General features: G+C 59.9%; 30 protein-coding genes and 1 pseudogene. All 31 read right to left on the bottom strand.

The window, feature by feature from the left end:
- Positions 1-101: 101 nt before the first annotated feature.
- Positions 102-1,574, bottom strand: a complete 1,473-nt coding sequence (locus Q1L50_RS16200; RefSeq protein ID WP_300340630.1) for a helix-turn-helix domain-containing protein — start codon at positions 1,572-1,574, stop codon at positions 102-104.
- A 400-nt stretch (positions 1,575-1,974) separates the two neighbouring features.
- Positions 1,975-2,358, bottom strand: coding sequence for a 50S ribosomal protein L17 (gene rplQ, locus Q1L50_RS16205; RefSeq protein ID WP_300340633.1), 384 nt, complete (start codon positions 2,356-2,358; stop codon positions 1,975-1,977).
- Between the two features lie 30 nt (positions 2,359-2,388).
- Positions 2,389-3,363, bottom strand: a complete 975-nt coding sequence (gene rpoA, locus Q1L50_RS16210; RefSeq protein WP_300340636.1) for a DNA-directed RNA polymerase subunit alpha — start codon at positions 3,361-3,363, stop codon at positions 2,389-2,391.
- Between the two features lie 39 nt (positions 3,364-3,402).
- The gene (gene rpsD / locus Q1L50_RS16215; protein WP_300340639.1) at positions 3,403-4,032 is read right to left on the bottom strand and encodes a 30S ribosomal protein S4; all 630 of its coding nucleotides are present in this window, start codon (positions 4,030-4,032) and stop codon (positions 3,403-3,405) included.
- A gap of 12 nt (positions 4,033-4,044) precedes the next feature.
- Complete coding sequence (gene rpsK, locus Q1L50_RS16220; protein WP_300340641.1) at positions 4,045-4,440, bottom strand: 30S ribosomal protein S11; 396 nt, start codon at positions 4,438-4,440, stop codon at positions 4,045-4,047.
- 20 nt (positions 4,441-4,460) lie between these two features.
- A complete protein-coding gene (gene rpsM, locus Q1L50_RS16225; protein WP_300340643.1) occupies positions 4,461-4,823 on the bottom strand; it encodes a 30S ribosomal protein S13 in 363 nt (120 codons plus the stop codon).
- Positions 4,824-4,901: 78 nt separating this feature from the next.
- The gene (rpmJ, locus tag Q1L50_RS16230; RefSeq protein WP_300340645.1) at positions 4,902-5,015 is read right to left on the bottom strand and encodes a 50S ribosomal protein L36; all 114 of its coding nucleotides are present in this window, start codon (positions 5,013-5,015) and stop codon (positions 4,902-4,904) included.
- Positions 5,016-5,082: 67 nt separating this feature from the next.
- Entirely contained in the window at positions 5,083-5,301 is a 219-nt protein-coding gene (infA, locus tag Q1L50_RS16235; RefSeq protein WP_018055416.1) for a translation initiation factor IF-1, read from the bottom strand.
- Position 5,302: 1 nt separating this feature from the next.
- Positions 5,303-6,628, bottom strand: a complete 1,326-nt coding sequence (secY, locus tag Q1L50_RS16240) for a preprotein translocase subunit SecY (protein WP_300340648.1) — start codon at positions 6,626-6,628, stop codon at positions 5,303-5,305.
- Between the two features lie 23 nt (positions 6,629-6,651).
- The gene (gene rplO, locus Q1L50_RS16245; RefSeq protein WP_300340650.1) at positions 6,652-7,086 is read right to left on the bottom strand and encodes a 50S ribosomal protein L15; all 435 of its coding nucleotides are present in this window, start codon (positions 7,084-7,086) and stop codon (positions 6,652-6,654) included.
- Position 7,087: 1 nt separating this feature from the next.
- Positions 7,088-7,270 (bottom strand): 50S ribosomal protein L30, encoded by a 183-nt coding sequence (gene rpmD / locus Q1L50_RS16250; protein WP_300340653.1) that lies wholly within the window; start codon positions 7,268-7,270, stop codon positions 7,088-7,090.
- A gap of 3 nt (positions 7,271-7,273) precedes the next feature.
- Positions 7,274-7,798, bottom strand: a complete 525-nt coding sequence (gene rpsE / locus Q1L50_RS16255; protein WP_300340656.1) for a 30S ribosomal protein S5 — start codon at positions 7,796-7,798, stop codon at positions 7,274-7,276.
- 27 nt (positions 7,799-7,825) lie between these two features.
- Positions 7,826-8,182, bottom strand: coding sequence for a 50S ribosomal protein L18 (rplR, locus tag Q1L50_RS16260; protein WP_300340691.1), 357 nt, complete (start codon positions 8,180-8,182; stop codon positions 7,826-7,828).
- 13 nt (positions 8,183-8,195) lie between these two features.
- The gene (rplF, locus tag Q1L50_RS16265; protein ID WP_300340658.1) at positions 8,196-8,735 is read right to left on the bottom strand and encodes a 50S ribosomal protein L6; all 540 of its coding nucleotides are present in this window, start codon (positions 8,733-8,735) and stop codon (positions 8,196-8,198) included.
- Between the two features lie 9 nt (positions 8,736-8,744).
- On the bottom strand, positions 8,745-9,140 hold the full coding sequence (gene rpsH / locus Q1L50_RS16270; protein WP_300340661.1) for a 30S ribosomal protein S8: 396 nt from the start codon (positions 9,138-9,140) through the stop codon (positions 8,745-8,747).
- Positions 9,141-9,155: 15 nt separating this feature from the next.
- Positions 9,156-9,461 (bottom strand): 30S ribosomal protein S14, encoded by a 306-nt coding sequence (gene rpsN / locus Q1L50_RS16275; RefSeq protein WP_300340664.1) that lies wholly within the window; start codon positions 9,459-9,461, stop codon positions 9,156-9,158.
- A gap of 6 nt (positions 9,462-9,467) precedes the next feature.
- Positions 9,468-10,007 carry a 50S ribosomal protein L5 gene (rplE, locus tag Q1L50_RS16280; RefSeq protein ID WP_300340667.1) on the bottom strand — a complete coding sequence of 180 codons (540 nt, stop codon included), beginning with the start codon at positions 10,005-10,007 and terminating at the stop codon, positions 9,468-9,470.
- 9 nt (positions 10,008-10,016) lie between these two features.
- Positions 10,017-10,334 carry a 50S ribosomal protein L24 gene (gene rplX / locus Q1L50_RS16285; RefSeq protein WP_300340670.1) on the bottom strand — a complete coding sequence of 106 codons (318 nt, stop codon included), beginning with the start codon at positions 10,332-10,334 and terminating at the stop codon, positions 10,017-10,019.
- An 8-nt stretch (positions 10,335-10,342) separates the two neighbouring features.
- Positions 10,343-10,711, bottom strand: coding sequence for a 50S ribosomal protein L14 (gene rplN, locus Q1L50_RS16290; RefSeq protein ID WP_295485784.1), 369 nt, complete (start codon positions 10,709-10,711; stop codon positions 10,343-10,345).
- A gap of 130 nt (positions 10,712-10,841) precedes the next feature.
- Positions 10,842-11,108 (bottom strand): 30S ribosomal protein S17, encoded by a 267-nt coding sequence (gene rpsQ, locus Q1L50_RS16295; RefSeq protein WP_300340674.1) that lies wholly within the window; start codon positions 11,106-11,108, stop codon positions 10,842-10,844.
- Positions 11,105-11,299 (bottom strand): 50S ribosomal protein L29, encoded by a 195-nt coding sequence (rpmC, locus tag Q1L50_RS16300; protein ID WP_300340676.1) that lies wholly within the window; start codon positions 11,297-11,299, stop codon positions 11,105-11,107. Before rpmC ends, rpsQ begins: the two co-directional genes overlap by 4 nt.
- Before the next feature lie 2 nt (positions 11,300-11,301).
- Positions 11,302-11,715 (bottom strand): 50S ribosomal protein L16, encoded by a 414-nt coding sequence (rplP, locus tag Q1L50_RS16305; protein WP_300340679.1) that lies wholly within the window; start codon positions 11,713-11,715, stop codon positions 11,302-11,304.
- On the bottom strand, positions 11,699-12,550 hold the full coding sequence (gene rpsC, locus Q1L50_RS16310) for a 30S ribosomal protein S3 (protein WP_300340681.1): 852 nt from the start codon (positions 12,548-12,550) through the stop codon (positions 11,699-11,701). Before rpsC ends, rplP begins: the two co-directional genes overlap by 17 nt.
- Before the next feature lie 9 nt (positions 12,551-12,559).
- Entirely contained in the window at positions 12,560-12,889 is a 330-nt protein-coding gene (gene rplV, locus Q1L50_RS16315) for a 50S ribosomal protein L22 (RefSeq protein ID WP_300340694.1), read from the bottom strand.
- Between the two features lie 10 nt (positions 12,890-12,899).
- Positions 12,900-13,175 (bottom strand): 30S ribosomal protein S19, encoded by a 276-nt coding sequence (rpsS, locus tag Q1L50_RS16320; RefSeq protein ID WP_042333105.1) that lies wholly within the window; start codon positions 13,173-13,175, stop codon positions 12,900-12,902.
- A gap of 13 nt (positions 13,176-13,188) precedes the next feature.
- Entirely contained in the window at positions 13,189-14,019 is an 831-nt protein-coding gene (rplB, locus tag Q1L50_RS16325; RefSeq protein WP_300340683.1) for a 50S ribosomal protein L2, read from the bottom strand.
- Complete coding sequence (rplW, locus tag Q1L50_RS16330) at positions 14,019-14,321, bottom strand: 50S ribosomal protein L23 (RefSeq protein WP_300340685.1); 303 nt, start codon at positions 14,319-14,321, stop codon at positions 14,019-14,021. Before rplW ends, rplB begins: the two co-directional genes overlap by 1 nt.
- Positions 14,318-14,938: a 50S ribosomal protein L4 gene (rplD, locus tag Q1L50_RS16335; protein WP_300340686.1), complete on the bottom strand. Its 621-nt coding sequence runs from the start codon at positions 14,936-14,938 to the stop codon at positions 14,318-14,320. Before rplD ends, rplW begins: the two co-directional genes overlap by 4 nt.
- Positions 14,939-15,583, bottom strand: coding sequence for a 50S ribosomal protein L3 (gene rplC / locus Q1L50_RS16340; protein WP_300340688.1), 645 nt, complete (start codon positions 15,581-15,583; stop codon positions 14,939-14,941).
- Positions 15,584-15,697: 114 nt separating this feature from the next.
- Positions 15,698-16,009 (bottom strand): 30S ribosomal protein S10, encoded by a 312-nt coding sequence (rpsJ, locus tag Q1L50_RS16345; protein WP_042333101.1) that lies wholly within the window; start codon positions 16,007-16,009, stop codon positions 15,698-15,700.
- 55 nt (positions 16,010-16,064) lie between these two features.
- A pseudogene (tuf, locus tag Q1L50_RS16350) lies at positions 16,065-16,259 on the bottom strand (elongation factor Tu); the annotation flags it as partial.

Below are 16,259 nucleotides of genomic sequence, written 5' to 3' on the forward strand. Positions count from 1 at the left end.
TGCCACGTTGCAAGAAGCCTAAAAACGGCGTAAAACCGACCCGTCCGAAACCGCTAAAACAGCCACTTCTCCTGGCCGCATTACGCCGCGATTCGCTGGCCTTAATGTGCCGCAAATTGACAGCCGCCGAGCAGCGTTCCCCGTTCGGCGAGTCGCATACGGACCCGCTCACCGCTGCGCAGCGCAATCGTTCCGTCGACGAATTCCTCGGGTGACCAATCATCGCCGGGGTACTTTCGATAGGAGAGACAGGCCACGCGACGTGCCTTCAGGCGTTTGAACAACTCCGGGCTATAGCCTTCGCGATCGAAAACCAGAGTGAAGCGATGGCGCAACGGTTCGGCCGCGAGCACTTCGGCGCTCGGCTGGCCCGGGATGTCCCGTTCCAGGCGAGGCAGGATCTCGCCTTCAAGAACCTTGATCAGGCCCGGATCGACGGATTGTGTGACCCGAAAGAAGGGCTGCCCATCGATCGCGTTGACCCAGTAATCCGCGGTCGCCCGCTGGCACAGCCGTTGCCGCGCGACGTAGTGGCGCGGCAGCTTGGTCTGTTCGCCGTAATACACCCGCACATGCGCGTCGACGTAGAGGATGCCTGCTTGTTCCGGCGCCGCCGCCATCCAGCGCCGACACAGGTCGGCGCTCCATTTTTCGGCATGATCGTCCTGGCTCAGGAGCCCAATCTTCTCGCGCAGGGTGCGCACTTCGGGAATCCGATCCAGACCCAGTAGCTTGCCCCACTCGCCAGGCGCGCACGTGCGCAGGGACTCGACCGATTCCAGTCGCGCCAGGGCCATGAAGGCGATCAACATCAACAGACTGTCGATCCCGTAGTAACCCGGTGGCAGCGTCAGTTCCTCACATCCTTCGAGCAGTCCAACTGCCAATAAGGCGGGCAGCGCAAACAGCACCCCTCCCCGCGGCACGTCGACGGCCGCCTGGAACTGGGGAGCGACCGCATTCAGCCCGCCCACGCTGGCCGCCACCCGGGCTTCCACGTGGCTTGCCCCAACCCCCATCGGGGCAGCGCTGTCGAGCGCGCTCCGCTCGCTCTTGGTGCTCGATACGACCGCGCATGTCCCTTTCGCCGCCGGAACACGCAGCCGTCCAGCACGCACCGCTTTCGACAGGGTGTCGCTCTTGATCCCCAACTCTGTCGCGACTCTCGATACCGCCTGTCCGTCGTCCAGCAGGACCTGCGCCTGCTTCAACACCCCTGCCGTCAGCACCGCCGGACCACGGCGCCGCGGCGGAACATAGAACCCTTTCGGCCCCTCTTGCCGATAGCGCTTCAACGCACGCTTGACACTCAACGCGGGCACCCCGAAGGCGCGCGACACGTCCACCACCCGCAGATGACCCTGCGCGATAAACTGCGCCGTAATCATCCGGAACGTCGCCAAATCCTCCTCCGCATGACTGAACACCGGTAGGAGGCCATGAAAATACACGACTTGCCCGTCCTGCTTCCCGACAGACAGCAGTTCCTTGATCGGCGTCACGGCATCAGGAAAGATCGGCAACAGCAGTTGGGGCATCGGATTCTCCCGCAAGATCGGCGTGGCGCCGGGCAAAAAGCCCTACTATCCGCCTCGCTCAGTATCTTCGCAATATCCGACACGCCCCTCGGCACAAACCCGCGCCAGTGCTTTATCGGCGCGCTAACCTTATGAACGAATGTTGATTCGCCACCACAATCGTGCAACCGTCATGGCGCCGAGATCAGGTTGTCTGGGCCCACTGCGATCGAACTCGGGTGAGCGCCTGGTTGGTCACGAACAACGGTGACTCGATGTGGACCGGTGAACTACCGAACGGATCGAGGCGGTCATTTCGCCCTGTACGGAAAACCTGACCAGAGAGTCGAGGCAAGCGACCGCCCCAGAGGCCGGGCACACCAAGAAAAAAGCCAGGCTAAGCCTGGCTTCTTGCTTCTAGCGCACGCCAGGGCGTGCACTTTGTCGATAGCGACCCCTAGGTGACAGGATTGGTGCCGGTATCGGGTCGATCCATCAACTCGACGAACGCCATCGGCGCATTGTCGCCGACGCGGAATCCACACTTCAGAATCCGCAGGTAACCACCATTGCGGGTCGCATAGCGCGGCCCGAGTTCGTCGAACACCTTGACCACCATGTCACGATCCCGCAGACGATCAAAAGCCAGCCGGCGGTTGGCAAGATTCGGCTTCTTCCCGAGGGTAATGATCGGCTCGATCACACGGCGCAGTTCCTTGGCCTTCGGCAGGGTCGTCTTGATGACTTCTTCCCGCAACAGCGAAACGGTCATATTGCGCAACATCGCCAGACGATGGGAGCTGGTACGATTCAGTTTGCGGAGACCCAAACGGTGACGCATATCTATTCCTTCCTGTTCTTTGCCAGCAGCCTATTTCTCGAGCCCGGCCGGCGGCCAGTTGTCGAGCTTCATGCCCAGTGTCAGGCCACGCGCGGCCAGCACTTCCTTGATTTCGTTAAGCGACTTGCGACCGAGATTCGGCGTTTTCAGCAGCTCGTTCTCGGTTCGCTGAATCAGGTCGCCGATGTAGTAGATGTTCTCCGCTTTCAGACAGTTCGCAGAACGAACCGTCAGCTCCAGATCGTCGACTGGCCGGAGCAGCAAGGGATCGACCTGTACCGTCTTGTGGTACTCGACGGGCATCGCCGTACCGGCCAGATCGGCGAAAACCGAAAGCTGCTCCATCAGAATGCGCGCCGCGGTGCGGATCGCCTCCTCAGGCTCGATCGCGCCGTTGGTCTCGATTTCCATGATCAGCTTGTCGAGGTCGGTGCGCTGTTCGACGCGCGCGCTCTCGACTGTATAGCTCACCCGACGGACCGGGCTGAACGATGCGTCGAGAACCAGCTTGCCGATGGTCTTGCCGGCCTCGCCCAGTTCACGAAGATTACCGGCGACGTAGCCCAGCGACTTCTCGACCTTCATCTCCATCGCCAGCTTGCCGCCAGCGGAGAGGTGCGCAATCACGTGCTCCGGGTTGATGATCTCGACGTCATGAGAGACCTCGATATCCGCCGCCCGGACAATCCCCTTGCCTTCCTTGGCAAGGCGCAGCACGACCTCTTCCCGATTGTGGAGCTTGAAGACCACGCCCTTGAGGTTCAGGAGGATATCAACCACATCCTCCTGTGCGCCATCGATTGTCGAGTACTCGTGGAGTACGCCGTCGATGCTGACCTCGGTCAGTGCGTAACCCGGCATTGATGACAGAAGAATACGCCGCAGGGCATTGCCGAGAGTGTGCCCATAGCCGCGTTCAAACGGCTCCATAACCACTCGCGCATGCACCGACGACAAGCTCTGCACATCGATGATGCGCGGTTTATATAGTCCACTGCTTTGCATGTACTGTCCTTTGCCTGATGCCGTCAAGCCTCTCGCCTACTACTTCGAGTAGAGTTCGATGACGAGACTCTCATTGATCGTCGGCGGCAGTTCGCTACGCTCCGGGTGTGCCTTGTAGGTCCCCTTCGCGGCCTTTGCGTCCACTTCGACCCACTCCGGGAAACCGCGCGCCTCGGCGGCGGCCAGCGCAGCCTTGACGCGAAGGTGCGCCTTGGCCTTCTCGCAGACTTCCACGACGTCGCCAGGGCGCACCTGATACGACGGGATGTTGACCCGCCGACCATTCACCAGCACCCCGTTATGTCTGACTACCTGCCGGGACTCGGAGCGCGACGCCGCAAAGCCCATGCGATACGCAACACTGTCAAGGCGCGCCTCAAGCAACTGCAGCAGAACTTCGCCGGTAACCCCCCGGCGGCGGTCGGCTTCTTTGTAAACCTTACGAAACTGCCCTTCGAGAACGCCATAGATACGGCGGATCTTCTGCTTCTCACGCAAATGAACACCATAGTCCGACAAACGTTGCCCGGACTTCTGCCCATGCTGCCCCGGCGCGTACGAGCGACGCTCGATCGCACACTTGTCGGTAAAACACTTCTCGCCTTTCAGGAACAACTTTTCGCCTTCACGGCGGCACTGACGGCACTTCGGATCTAGGTTGCGAGCCACTGTTTCTTCTCCTTAAATCCGACGCTTCTTGGGCGGACGGCAGCCATTGTGCGGGATCGGCGTGACGTCGGTAATCGCCGTAATCTTCATGCCCAACGCATTGAGCGCGCGCACCGAGGACTCCCGCCCCGGGCCCGGGCCCTTGATACGGACTTCCAGGTTTCTGACACCGCACTCGACAGCCACCTTGCCGGCCGCTTCCGCCGCCACCTGTGCAGCAAAGGGCGTGCTCTTGCGCGAGCCCTTGAAGCCGGCGCCGCCCGATGTCGCCCACGACAAGGCGTTGCCCTGGCGGTCGGTGATGGTGATGATCGTGTTGTTGAACGACGCGTGGATATGGGCTACACCCTCGGCAACGTTCTTTCTTACCTTGACTTTCTTGCGAACTTTTGTAGCGGTCTTGGCCATAGTCAGATCCTAGTTACTAATCATTTCTTGCCGGCGATCGGCTTGCGCGGTCCCTTGCGGGTGCGCGCATTGGTCTTCGTACGCTGACCACGCGAAGGAAGGCCCTTGCGGTGACGAAGACCCCGGTAGCAACCGAGGTCCATCAGACGCTTGATGCTCATCGTCACTTCGCGGCGCAAGTCGCCTTCGACAGAGAACCTGCCGATCTGGTCGCGCAAGCGCTCCAGTTCAGCTTCGGTCATGTCCTTCATTTTTGTTGAACGTGAAACCCCAGCCGCATCACAAATCTTTTGTGCGCGAGGACGCCCAATACCATAAATCGCGGTGAGCGCGATCTCGGCATGCTGGTGGTTCGGTAGGTTTACGCCTGCGATGCGGGCCATTGATTCACCCCAACTATTCGAAACTTACAGTTATACCTTCAACCGACTGACAACCCACAAGAGTGGCTTGTACAGCGATCAACCTTGACGCTGTTTGTGACGTGGATCGGCACAGATCACCCGCACGATCCCGTGGCGGCGAATGATCTTGCACTTACGGCAGACGCGCTTCACAGAGGCCAGCACTTTCATTGTTAACTCCTGGTTCCCCGGCACGAGGCGCAGCCGGCCCGGCACCGAATTGTTGCGTAGAGATTCCTCATTTGGCGCGGAAGACGATTCGCGCACGACTAAGGTCGTAGGGTGTCAGTTGCACCGTCACCTTGTCCCCCGGCAGGATGCGGATATAGTGCATGCGCATCTTGCCGGAGATGAAGCCAAGAACCACATGGCCGTTCTCGAGCTTTACCCTGAATGTAGCGTTCGGGAGGTTTTCGACGACCTCCCCCTGCATTTCAATCAAGTCTTCCTTTGCCATCCTATTTCGCCGGTAACCCGGAGCCTTTGAAGTTAGCCTTCTTGAGCAGGCTCTCGTACTGGTGCGACATGGTGTACGCCTGCACCTGGGTCATGAAATCCATGGTTACCACGACAATGATCAACAGCGACGTACCGCCAAAATAGAACGGCACGTTCCACTTCAAGATCATGAACTCCGGTAACAAGCAGACGATGGTGATATAGCATGCGCCAACCAGGGTCAGCCTCATCAAGATCTTGTCGATGTAGCGAGCCGTCTGATCACCGGGGCGAATCCCGGGCACGAAGGCCCCACTCCTCTTCAGGTTGTCGGCGGTCTCACGCGAGTTGAAAACAAGTGCCGTGTAGAAGAAACAGAAGAAGACAATCGCCGCTGCGTACAGCATTACGTAAATCGGCTGCCCCGGCGAAAGCGCTCCCGCCAAGTCCTTGAGCCAGCGTCCAGACTCGCTCGATCCAAACCACCCGGCAATCGTCGCCGGGAAGAGAATGATCGACGATGCGAAGATTGGCGGGATCACTCCTGCCATGTTCAGCTTCAGCGGCAGGTGCGAACTCTGGCCACCGTAGACCTTGTTCCCGACCTGACGTTTGGCATAGTTGACCAGGATCTTGCGCTGCCCACGCTCGACGAAAACCACAAAAGCGGTGACCAGCACCACCAGGACACTGATCACGATCGCCGTCAGCGGATGCATGGCGCCGGTGCGCACCAGCTCGAGCAGGCCGCCAATCGCATTCGGCAGGCCCGCCGCGATGCCAGCAAAGATGATGATCGAAATGCCGTTACCCAGCCCGCGCTCGGTCACCTGCTCACCCAGCCACATCAGGAACATCGTCCCGGTGACCAGCGTGATCACCGTCACGAAACGAAACATCATCCCCGGGTCGAGCACCAGTCCCGGCTGCGACTCGACCGCGACCGCTATGCCGATCCCCTGGAACAAGGCCAGGCCGACCGTACCGTAACGGGTGTACTGGGTAATCTTACGCCGTCCTGCCTCACCCTCTTTCTTCAGCGCCTCGAGTTGCGGGCTGGCGTGAGTCATCAATTGCATGATGATCGAGGCGGAAATGTACGGCATGATCCCAAGTGCGAAGATCGTGAAACGCGACAGCGCCCCCCCGGAAAACATGTTGAACATGCCGAGGATGCCACCCTGCTGCTTGCCGAACAGTTCGCTGAGTACCTGTGAGTCGATTCCAGGAACAGGAATATGCGACCCGATCCGGTACACGACCAAGGCGCCAAGCAGGAACCAGAGACGGCGCTTGAGGTCGCCGAACTTCCCGCCTTTGCTGACCGTGCTGGGACTAGTTGCCAAGAAAGATTACCCCCGCCAACTCGTTATTCGGCCACGCTGCCGCCAGCGGCTTCGATCGCCGCCTTGGCACCCGCCGTCGCTCCAACACCCTTGAGGACGACCTTGCGCGTGATCTCGCCCGACAGCACAACCTTCGCCGAGAGCACTTGCTGCGGCACCAGATTGGCCTGCCGCAGCGTTGCCAGGTCGACCTCATCGACCGGCAGGCGCTCGATGTCCGACAAGCGCACCTCGACGTTGCGTGCGCCAGTCAGCGACTTGAAGCCACGCTTCGGCAATCGGCGCTGAAGTGGCATCTGGCCACCCTCAAAACCGACTTTGTGAAACCCCCCTGCTCGCGACTTCTGTCCCTTGTGCCCGCGTCCGCAGGTCTTGCCGAAGCCCGAGCCGACACCGCGGCCAACGCGCTTCTTGCCAGGGCGCGAGCCATCGCTCGGATGCACAGTATTGAGTTCCATCTCAGCCCTCACACTTCAAGAGATAGGCGACCTTGTTAATCATTCCGCGAACCGACGGAGTATCTTCGAGGATCGAGCTACTATTCAGACGACGAAGGCCCAGGCCACGTACCGTCGCGCGATGCGACTCCTTGGTGCCGATCAGGCTCCTGACGAGCGTCACTTTGACTTTCTTCTCAACCATCTCTTACCCCTGAATCTCGGCCACGGTCTTGCCGCGCTTGGCAGCGATCGCAGCCGGTGTAGTCATCGAGCGCAGCCCGTTGATCGTCGCCCGGACAATGTTGTAGGGGTTCGTCGAGCCGTGCGCCTTGGCGACGACGTTGGTCATCCCGATCACGTCAAATACCGCTCGCATGGCGCCGCCAGCGATGATCCCCGTACCCTCCGGGGCCGGCTGCATCATCACTCTGGACGCACCATGATGTCCGAAAACCGTGTGCTGCAAGGTCCCGTCCTTGAGGCTGACCTTGATCAGGTTGCGACGAGCTTCTTCCATGGCTTTCTGGACAGCCACCGGAACTTCGCGAGACTTGCCTTTGCCCATGCCCACGCGCCCATCGCCGTCGCCGACCACGGTCAGCGCTGCGAAGCCGAGGATCCGACCACCCTTGACTACCTTCGTTACGCGGTTTATCGAAATCATCTTCTCGCGCATGCCGTCATCGGGCTTCTCAGCTTGCTGAGGTTTTCTGCTTTGCGGTTTAGCCATTGATTACTCCAATTCTTTGCAGTCTGGTCAGAACTTGAGGCCGGCCTCACGAGCGGCCTCCGCCAGCGCCTTGATGCGTCCGTGGTACTGAAACCCGGAACGATCAAACGCCACCTGCTCGACACCAGCCTTAATGGCGCGCTCGGCGACCAGCTGACCGATCGTTTTCGCCGCGTCAATATCGCCACCGCCCTTGGGCAAGGTCTTGCGCACTTCCGGCTCCAGCGACGAAGCGGCGGCCAAGACCCTGGATCCACAGGCGGAAATGACCTGTGCGTAGATGTGGCAGTTGCTGCGGTGCACCGACAGACGCACCGACTTCAGTTCGGCAATCTTGGCCCGGGTTTTGCGAGCCCTGCGCAAACGCGCCTGTTTCTTGTCAATCATCTAAGCACCCTTACTTTTTCTTCTTCGTTTCCTTGATGACGACGATTTCGTCGACATAGCGCACACCCTTGCCTTTATACGGCTCTGGTGGGCGATAAGCGCGAACCTCTGCCGCCACCTGGCCGACCAGCTGGCGGTCGACCCCCTTGATAACGATTTCGGTCTGCGTTCCGGTCGTCGCCGTAATGCCCGCAGGCAACTTGTAGGCAATCGGATGCGAAAAGCCGAGGGTCAGGTTGAGTGTGTCCCCCTGTGCCTGCGCACGATAACCGACGCCGATGAGGTTGAGCTTGCGCTCGAAACCCCTGCTTACCCCGGTCACCATATTGGCCACCACTGCCCGCAGGGTTCCGGATAGAGCGTCGGCCTGCGCTACGCCAGGAGTCGGCTTGCAGAGCACCGTACCATCGTCGGCAAGCTCAACACCGACTGCCGGATGCGCGGCGAACTGCAGCATCCCAAGAGGGCCCTTCACCGAAATAAAATCCGCCGAGACATCTACCGCGACACCCTGCGGCAGAACGATTGGTTTCTTTCCAACGCGCGACATGGCTACCCCTTACGCGACGACGCACAACACTTCGCCGCCGACATGGCTGGCTCGGGCCTTGCGGTCAGTCATGACCCCCTTGGGTGTCGACACGATCGCCACACCCAGACCGTTCATCACCGGCGGAATGCTGTCGGCGCCCCGATAAACTCTCAGACCTGGCCTTGAGACACGGTCAATCCGTTCTATGACCGGACGACCAGCGTAGTACTTCAGGCCAATTTCCAGGACCGGTTTGCCGTCATTCGGCGACACCCCGAAATCCTCCACATAGCCTTCATCCTTCAGCACCTGGGCGATGGCAATCTTCACCTTCGACGACGGCATGGCGACCGAGGCCTTCCTTGCCATCTGGGCATTTCGGATGCGTGTCAGCATATCGCTGATCGGATCGCTCATACTCATTATGTTCTCTCCTGCCTACCAGCTAGCCTTGATCATTCCCGGAACCTCGCCTTGCATCACGAAATCGCGCAGCTTGCTACGACCCAGGCCAAACTTGCGGTACACGCCGCGCGGCCGGCCAGTCAACAAGCATCGATTACGGAGCCTGACCGGGCTCGAGTTGCGTGGCAGCGCCTGGACCTTCAGACGCGCCTCGAAGCGCTCCTCGACAGACAGACTCTGGTCGTTAACCATCGCCACCAGTTGGGCACGCTTCTTGGCATACTTTTCAACCAACTTGCGCCGTTTTTCACCGCGGTTGATCACAGCGAGTTTTGCCATTTCTTCTCAGTTCCTGAAGGGGAATTTGAACGCGCCAAGCAAGGCACGCGCCTCGTGATCGGTCTTGGCGGTAGTCGTTACACTGACGTTCATGCCGCGCAGCGCGTCAATCTTGTCGTACTCGATTTCCGGAAAGATAATCTGCTCCTTGAGGCCCATGTTGTAGTTCCCACGCCCATCGAAACCCTTGCCGGAAATGCCGCGGAAGTCGCGAACCCTGGGTAGCGCCACCGTTACCAGGCGGTCGATGAACTCGAACATGCGCGGACCGCGCAAGGTCACCATGCAGCCGATCGGGTATCCGGTGCGGATTTTGAAGCCGGCGATCGACTTACGGGCCTTGGTCGTCACCGGCTTCTGCCCAGCGATCTTGACCAGGTCGCCGATCGCGTTTTCCAGCACCTTCTTGTCTGCAACAGCCTCGCCAACGCCCATGTTCAGTGTCACCTTGGTGATCCGCGGAACCTCCATCCTCGACTTGTAGCCGAACTTTTCGGTCAGGTCCGCTACCACGGTGGTCTTGTAGTAATCCAGTAAACGCGCCATGACTGCTCCTTAGCCGGCCAACACTTCGCCGTTAGACTTGAAAAAGCGCACCTTCACACCGTCTTCGAGCGTCTTGAAGCCGACACGATCGGCCTTTCTGGTCGCCGGGTTGTAGAGCGAGACATTCGATACGTGCAGCGGCATCTCTTTTTCGACAATGCCGCCAACCACACCCTTGACCGGGTTCGGCTTGACGTGCTTCTTGACCCGGTTAACGCCCTCGACCACGACGTGCTCCGCGTCCGCACGGCGCAGTACCGCCCCCCGCTTGCCCTTGTCTTTACCGGCGATCACGACGACGTCATCACCTTTACGAATCTTTTCCATGACCGTCCTTACAGCACTTCCGGCGCCAGCGACACGATCTTCATGAAGCGGTCGCCGCGCAGCTCGCGCGTCACCGGCCCAAAGATCCGCGTGCCAATTGGCTCCATCTTGTTATTCAGGAGCACCGCGGCGTTGTGATCGAACCTGACTAGCGAGCCGTCCATGCGGCGAACGCCCTTGGCCGTGCGCACCACCACCGCGCTATAGACGTCACCCTTCTTCACGCGTCCACGCGGCGCGGAATCCTTGATGGTGACCTTGATAATGTCGCCGACGCCAGCGTAGCGTCGTTTGGAGCCGCCCAGGACCTTGATGCACATCACCGAGCGCGCGCCGGTATTGTCGGCAACGTCGAGAACTGTCTGTACTTGAATCATTTGTCACTCCAACTTGGCCCGCAGCAGCGGTCAGTCTTGGAACCCGTAGGGGTAGAAACGCTCAACAAGGAGAGTCAGTCGAGCGCGGGGAAACGCGGCATTATAGCCGCTCTTCTGAATAAAGCAAGTTCTAGATTGCAACCGCGCGTTCGAGAAGCTTGGTGACAACCCAGGCTTTGGTCTTGGAGAGGGGACGTGACTCCTGAATTTCCACCAGATCACCGGCCTTCACTTCGTTACTGTCGTCGTGCGCGTGGTACTTGCTCGAACGCACGATGATCTTGTCGTAGATCGCGTGCTTGACACGGCGCTCGACCATCACCGTTACGGTCTTTTCCATCCGGTCGCTGACGACTCGGCCGACCAGGGTACGCTTGCTGCCTGTGGTCTCGCTCATTGTTGAACTGCCTTTTCACGAAGAAGCGTGCGCACGCGCGCGATCTGACGGCGCACTTTGCCAATCTGACTGTTGTTGGTCAACTGCTGCGTCGCAAGTTGCATCCGCAGACCGAATTGGGCCTTCAGCAGGTCGATCAATTCCTTGTTGAGTTCGTCGACCGTTTTTGCTCTGAGTTCACTGACTTTCATGATCAACCCACCATACGCGTAACGAAAACGGTCGGAATTGGCAGCTTGGCGGCAGCCAGCGCAAAGGCCTCACGCGCCAGGCCCTCGTTGACCCCATCCATCTCGTACAAGACCTTACCGGGCTTGATCTCCGCGACGTAGTATTCCGGGTTGCCCTTGCCGCTTCCCATCCGCACTTCGGCAGGCTTCTTGGAAATCGGCTTGTCCGGAAAAATCCGGATCCAGATCCGGCCACCGCGCTTGATATGCCGCGTCATGGCCCGCCGAGCGGCTTCGATCTGGCGCGCAGTCAACCGCCCACGACCAATAGCCTTGAGCCCGTACTCCCCGAAGCTCACTTTCGCGCCTCGGGTCGCCAGGCCGGTATTCCGGCCCTTTTGTTCCTTGCGGTATTTTCTTCTAGCTGGCTGCAGCATCTGTCGTTCCTGCCTTTCTTACACGTTTCACCGGCGCCTTCGCGTCCGGGGCTGCCCCATCGACTTTGCCTGCGTCCTCCTGGCCATCGGCTTTGGCCCTTACGCCACGCAGCCTGTCGGCACCTTCGCCAGTCCGGGTAACCCGGCGCGTCCTGCGCAGCTGCTCATCAGCCGCCGCTTCCGGGGAAGCCGCCGGTTGATCGTGGCGATTCACGATCTCGCCCTTGAAGACCCACACTTTGACGCCGATCAGACCATAGGTGGTCAACGCTTTCGATGTCGCGTAATCGATGTCGGCACGTAGCGTGTGCAGTGGTACGCGCCCTTCGCGATACCACTCCCGGCGAGCGATCTCGGCACCGTTGAGGCGGCCAGAGCTCATGATCTTGATTCCCTGCGCACCAAGGCGCATGGCATTCTGCATCGCTCGCTTCATCGCCCGCCGGAACATGATCCGCTTTTCGAGTTGCTGGGTAATCGAGTCGGCAATCAGCTGCGCGTCAATTTCGGGCTTGCGAATCTCTTCGATGCTGACATGCACCGGAACTCCCATGATCTTCTGCAAGGCACCCCGCAGCTGATCGATTTCCTCGCCCTTCTTGCCGATAACCACGCCCGGGCGGGCCGAAAAAATCGTCACGCGCGCGTTCTTTGCAGGGCGTTCGATAAGAATCCGGCCGACGGATGCATGTTTCAGTTTCTTCTTCAGGTACTCGCGAACCGCGAGGTCTTCATTGAGCATGCCAGCAAAGTTTTTCTTGTTGGCGTACCAACGCGACGACCAGTCACGCGTAACAGCCAGCCGAAACCCAGTAGGGTGAATCTTTTGTCCCATTCTTGTTCCTCAGTTGCCGACGGTCAGAAAGACGTGACAGGTCGGCTTGACGATCCGGTTGCCGCGCCCTTTGGCTCTCGCGGTGAAGCGCTTGAGCACGGTACCCTTGTCGACGCAGATGGCCGTTACTTTCAGCTCGTCGATGTCGGCGCCGTCGTTATGCTCCGCGTTGGCGATCGCCGACTCGAGCACTTTCTTGATGATCGCTGCGCCTTTCTTGGGACTGAACGACAGAATACTGAGCGCCTTGTCTACCGGCAGACCGCGGATCTGATCGGCCACCAGCCGACCCTTCTGGCTCGACAGGCGCACGCCGCGCAAAACAGCACGAGTTTCCATATTCATTCCTTTACCTCTTCGCCTTCTTGCCGGCGGTGTGGCCCTTGAAGGTGCGGGTCAGCGAGAACTCGCCGAGCTTGTGGCCAACCATGTTCTCGGTGACATACACCGGAACGTGCTGCTTGCCGTTATGAACGGCGATCGTCAGACCAACAAAATCCGGCAAGACGGTCGACCGGCGCGACCAGGTCTTGATCGGCCGCTTGTCGCCGGTGGCGCGCACCGCGTCCACTTTCTTGATCAGATGGGCATCGGCAAACGGGCCCTTTTTGACGGAACGTCCCATGGTTCTCTATCCCCTAGCGTTTGTTGCTGCGGCGCTGCACGATCATCGACGTCGTGCGCTTGTTGCGGCGCGTACGATAACCTTTGGTCTTGGTTCCCCAAGGACTGACCGGGTGCATGCCCGATGCCGTCTTGCCTTCGCCCCCACCGTGCGGGTGATCGATCGGATTCATGGCCACGCCACGAACCGTCGGGCGAACACCGCGCCAGCGATTCGCGCCAGCCTTGCCGATCGAGCGCAGGCTATGCTCTTCGTTACCGACTTCGCCAATCGTCGCCCGGCACTCGACGTGCACTCGCCGGATCTCGCCGGAACGCAGCCGCAATTGCGCGTGCGCACCTTCACGGGCCAGCAACTGCACCGATGTTCCTGCAGAGCGCGCCAACTGCGCTCCTTTGCCCGGAACCATCTCGACGCAATGGATTGTCGTCCCGACCGGAATATTTCGGATTGGCAGGGTGTTCCCGACCTTGATCGGCGCCTCGGAGCCACTGGAGACCTGCTGACCGACGGCGATGCCCTTGGGGGCGATGATGTAGCTGCGCTCACCATCGGCATAGCAGAGCAAAGCGATATTCGCCGTCCGGTTGGGGTCGTACTCAAGCCGCTCGACCTTGGCCGGGATGCCGTCCTTGTTGCGCTTGAAGTCCACCAGCCGATAGTGCTGCTTGTGACCGCCGCCCTGGTGCCGCGTCGTGATATGGCCGTTGTTGTTGCGGCCAGCGTTCTTCGACTGCGACTCGACCAGCGCCGCCAGCGGTGCGCCCTTGTGGAGCTTTGGATTGACGACCTTGATAACGGCACGGCGGCCAGGCGAGGTCGGCTTGACTTTGACGAGTGCCATCAGACGCCTCCCCCATCAACGAAGTTAATTTCCTGGCCAGCGTTCAGGCAGACGTAGGCCTTCTTCCAGCTCTTGCGCCGACCCATGACGCGGCCAAATTTCTTGTGCTTGCCCTTGACGTTGGCAATCTGGACCGACTTCACCGAGACCTTGAACAACAGCTCGACGGCCCCCTTGACTTCAGGCTTGGTCGCATCTGGCGCCACGCGAAAGATCACCTGCTCGTACTTGTCGGCGACAAAGGTCGCTTTTTCGGAGATCTGCGGGGCAAGCAATACCTGCATCAGACGTTCTTGGTTCATCCCAGCATCTCCTCAAACTTGGCGAGCGCGTTCCTGGTAATCAACACCTTCGGGAAGCGGACCAGCGACACCGGATCAGCCTGCTGAACTTCCACTACCAGCACATTCGGCACGTTGCGCGAAGCGAGAAAGACGTTCTCCTCCAGCTCGTCGGTAACCACCAGTACCGACTCGAAGCCCATGCTCTTGATCTTGGTCAGAAAGAGCTTGGTTTTTGGCGCCTCGATCGACAGCTCGTCGACCACCGCCAGGCGATCCTCGCGGACCAGCTGCGAGAGGATCGCCGCCATCCCGGCGCGGTACATCTTGCGGTTCAGCTTCTGGCTGAACTTCTCGTCCGAGGAGTTCGGGAAGACACGACCGCCGCCACGCCAGATCGGCGAAGACGACATGCCCGCCCGGGCGCGACCAGTCCCCTTTTGGCGCCAGGGCTTCTTGGTCGTATGCCGAACATCGGAGCGATCCTTTTGGGCACGATTGCCGCTGCGCGCATTGGCCTGATAGGCAACCAGCACCTGGTGCACTAGCGCTTCGTTATATTCGCGATCGAACAGGGCGTCCGGGGCCTGCAAACGGCTCATTTCCTGGCCCTGCTCGTTGATCAGTTTAAGTTCCATTTATGCCCCCGCCTTGACTGCAGGACGCACAATCACGTCCGATCCCTTGGAGCCGGGGACCGCGCCTTTGAGCAGCAGCAACTGGCGCTCCACGTCGACGCGAACGATCTCGAGGTTTTGCTGGGTACGCTTGACGGCACCCAGATGCCCAGCCATCTTCTTGCCCGGGAAAACCCGCCCGGGGTCCTGTGCCATACCGGTCGACCCGAGCGCCTGGTGCGACACCGAGTTGCCATGCGAGGCACATTGCGAGGAGAAGTGGTGCCGCTTGACTGCGCCGGAAAAACCCTTGCCGATGGTCTGACCGGTGACATCAACCTTTTGCCCTACAGCGAAGATGGTCACGCTGATCTGGTCGCCGGCCTTCAGGTTGGCCAGCTCATCCGCAGATACCGGGAACTCTTTCAGGACGTAACCCGCTTCGACGCCAGCCTTGGCCAGATGCCCGGCCAGCGGCTTGTTTACGCGGGACGGGCGCCGCTTGCCAAAAGCCAGCTGAACGACAGAATAGCCATCGCTTTGCTGCGTCTTGATTTGAGCGACGCGGTTGTTCGACACATCGAGCACGGTTACCGGAACGCTTGCACCTGCGTCGGTAAAGATGCGCGTCATGCCGACCTTGCGCCCAACAAGGCCTAGACTCATGCTTATTCTCCTCTGACCGGCTACGATTGGCCGGCGAGTTCTGCCAACAAAAACGGGCAGCGTCAACACACGCCTGCCCGACCAAAGCCGGTAATTATAGCCCTACCGAAGGCATTACTGCAACTTAATTTCGACGTCGACGCCTGCAGGCAAGTCCAGCTTCATCAACGCATCGACCGTTTTGTCGGTCGGGTCGATGATATCCATCAGTCGCAGGTGCGTGCGCATTTCGAATTGGTCGCGCGAAGTCTTGTCGACGTGTGGCGAGCGAAGGACATCGAAACGCTGGATGCGGGTCGGCAGCGGCACCGGGCCGCGGACAACGGCTCCGGTGCGCTTGGCGGTTTCGACGATCTCCTGGGCTGACTGATCGATCAGACGATAGTCGAAGGCTTTCAGGCGGATCCGGATTTTTTGGCTTTGCATGTCATATTCCAAAGAGCGATGGGTGGCGCAGGTGCGACACCCGGATTTTGCCGAACTACTCGATGATCTTGGCCACGACGCCGGCGCCGACGGTGCGCCCACCCTCGCGGATGGCGAAGCGCAGGCCTTCTTCCATGGCGATCGGGGCGATCAGCTTGACCGTCATCTGGATGTTGTCGCCAGGCATCACCATCTCGACGCCTTCCGGCATGGCGATCGCCCCGGTCACATCGGTCGTCCGGAAGTAGAA

The organism is Accumulibacter sp. (assembly GCF_029255145.1).
Classification (GTDB): domain Bacteria; phylum Pseudomonadota; class Gammaproteobacteria; order Burkholderiales; family Rhodocyclaceae; genus Accumulibacter.

What these genes read in the sequence shown, in the direction of transcription:
- rpmD (WP_300340653.1), bottom strand. Translation starts at nt 7,270, where the DNA reads ATGGTTGAGAAGAAAGTCAAAGTGACGCTCGTCAGGAGCCTGATCGGC.
- rplW (WP_300340685.1), bottom strand. Translation starts at nt 14,321, where the DNA reads ATGAACCAAGAACGTCTGATGCAGGTATTGCTTGCCCCGCAGATCTCC.
- rpsM (WP_300340643.1), bottom strand. Translation starts at nt 4,823, where the DNA reads ATGGCCCGCATCGCAGGCGTAAACCTACCGAACCACCAGCATGCCGAG.
- rpmC (WP_300340676.1), bottom strand. Translation starts at nt 11,299, where the DNA reads ATGAAAGTCAGTGAACTCAGAGCAAAAACGGTCGACGAACTCAACAAG.
- rpoA (WP_300340636.1), bottom strand. Translation starts at nt 3,363, where the DNA reads ATGCAAAGCAGTGGACTATATAAACCGCGCATCATCGATGTGCAGAGC.
- rpsH (WP_300340661.1), bottom strand. Translation starts at nt 9,140, where the DNA reads ATGAGTATGAGCGATCCGATCAGCGATATGCTGACACGCATCCGAAAT.
- rplV (WP_300340694.1), bottom strand. Translation starts at nt 12,889, where the DNA reads ATGGAAACTCGTGCTGTTTTGCGCGGCGTGCGCCTGTCGAGCCAGAAG.
- rplC (WP_300340688.1), bottom strand. Translation starts at nt 15,583, where the DNA reads ATGAGTCTAGGCCTTGTTGGGCGCAAGGTCGGCATGACGCGCATCTTT.
- rpsJ (WP_042333101.1), bottom strand. Translation starts at nt 16,009, where the DNA reads ATGCAAAGCCAAAAAATCCGGATCCGCCTGAAAGCCTTCGACTATCGT.
- rplE (WP_300340667.1), bottom strand. Translation starts at nt 10,007, where the DNA reads ATGGCGCGTTTACTGGATTACTACAAGACCACCGTGGTAGCGGACCTG.
- rplX (WP_300340670.1), bottom strand. Translation starts at nt 10,334, where the DNA reads ATGGAAAAGATTCGTAAAGGTGATGACGTCGTCGTGATCGCCGGTAAA.
- rpsC (WP_300340681.1), bottom strand. Translation starts at nt 12,550, where the DNA reads ATGGGACAAAAGATTCACCCTACTGGGTTTCGGCTGGCTGTTACGCGT.
- rplF (WP_300340658.1), bottom strand. Translation starts at nt 8,735, where the DNA reads ATGTCGCGCGTTGGAAAGAAACCAATCGTTCTGCCGCAGGGTGTCGCG.
- rpsE (WP_300340656.1), bottom strand. Translation starts at nt 7,798, where the DNA reads ATGGCTAAACCGCAAAGCAGAAAACCTCAGCAAGCTGAGAAGCCCGAT.
- rplB (WP_300340683.1), bottom strand. Translation starts at nt 14,019, where the DNA reads ATGGCACTCGTCAAAGTCAAGCCGACCTCGCCTGGCCGCCGTGCCGTT.
- rpsQ (WP_300340674.1), bottom strand. Translation starts at nt 11,108, where the DNA reads ATGAGCGAGACCACAGGCAGCAAGCGTACCCTGGTCGGCCGAGTCGTC.
- rplD (WP_300340686.1), bottom strand. Translation starts at nt 14,938, where the DNA reads ATGGAACTTAAACTGATCAACGAGCAGGGCCAGGAAATGAGCCGTTTG.
- rplO (WP_300340650.1), bottom strand. Translation starts at nt 7,086, where the DNA reads ATGGAACTCAATACTGTGCATCCGAGCGATGGCTCGCGCCCTGGCAAG.
- rplN (WP_295485784.1), bottom strand. Translation starts at nt 10,711, where the DNA reads ATGATTCAAGTACAGACAGTTCTCGACGTTGCCGACAATACCGGCGCG.
- rpmJ (WP_300340645.1), bottom strand. Translation starts at nt 5,015, where the DNA reads ATGAAAGTGCTGGCCTCTGTGAAGCGCGTCTGCCGTAAGTGCAAGATC.
- rpsS (WP_042333105.1), bottom strand. Translation starts at nt 13,175, where the DNA reads ATGGGACGTTCCGTCAAAAAGGGCCCGTTTGCCGATGCCCATCTGATC.
- rplP (WP_300340679.1), bottom strand. Translation starts at nt 11,715, where the DNA reads ATGCTGCAGCCAGCTAGAAGAAAATACCGCAAGGAACAAAAGGGCCGG.
- infA (WP_018055416.1), bottom strand. Translation starts at nt 5,301, where the DNA reads ATGGCAAAGGAAGACTTGATTGAAATGCAGGGGGAGGTCGTCGAAAAC.
- rplQ (WP_300340633.1), bottom strand. Translation starts at nt 2,358, where the DNA reads ATGCGTCACCGTTTGGGTCTCCGCAAACTGAATCGTACCAGCTCCCAT.
- rpsN (WP_300340664.1), bottom strand. Translation starts at nt 9,461, where the DNA reads ATGGCAAAACTCGCTGTGATCAACCGCGGTGAAAAACGGCGCAAGTTG.
- rpsK (WP_300340641.1), bottom strand. Translation starts at nt 4,440, where the DNA reads ATGGCCAAGACCGCTACAAAAGTTCGCAAGAAAGTCAAGGTAAGAAAG.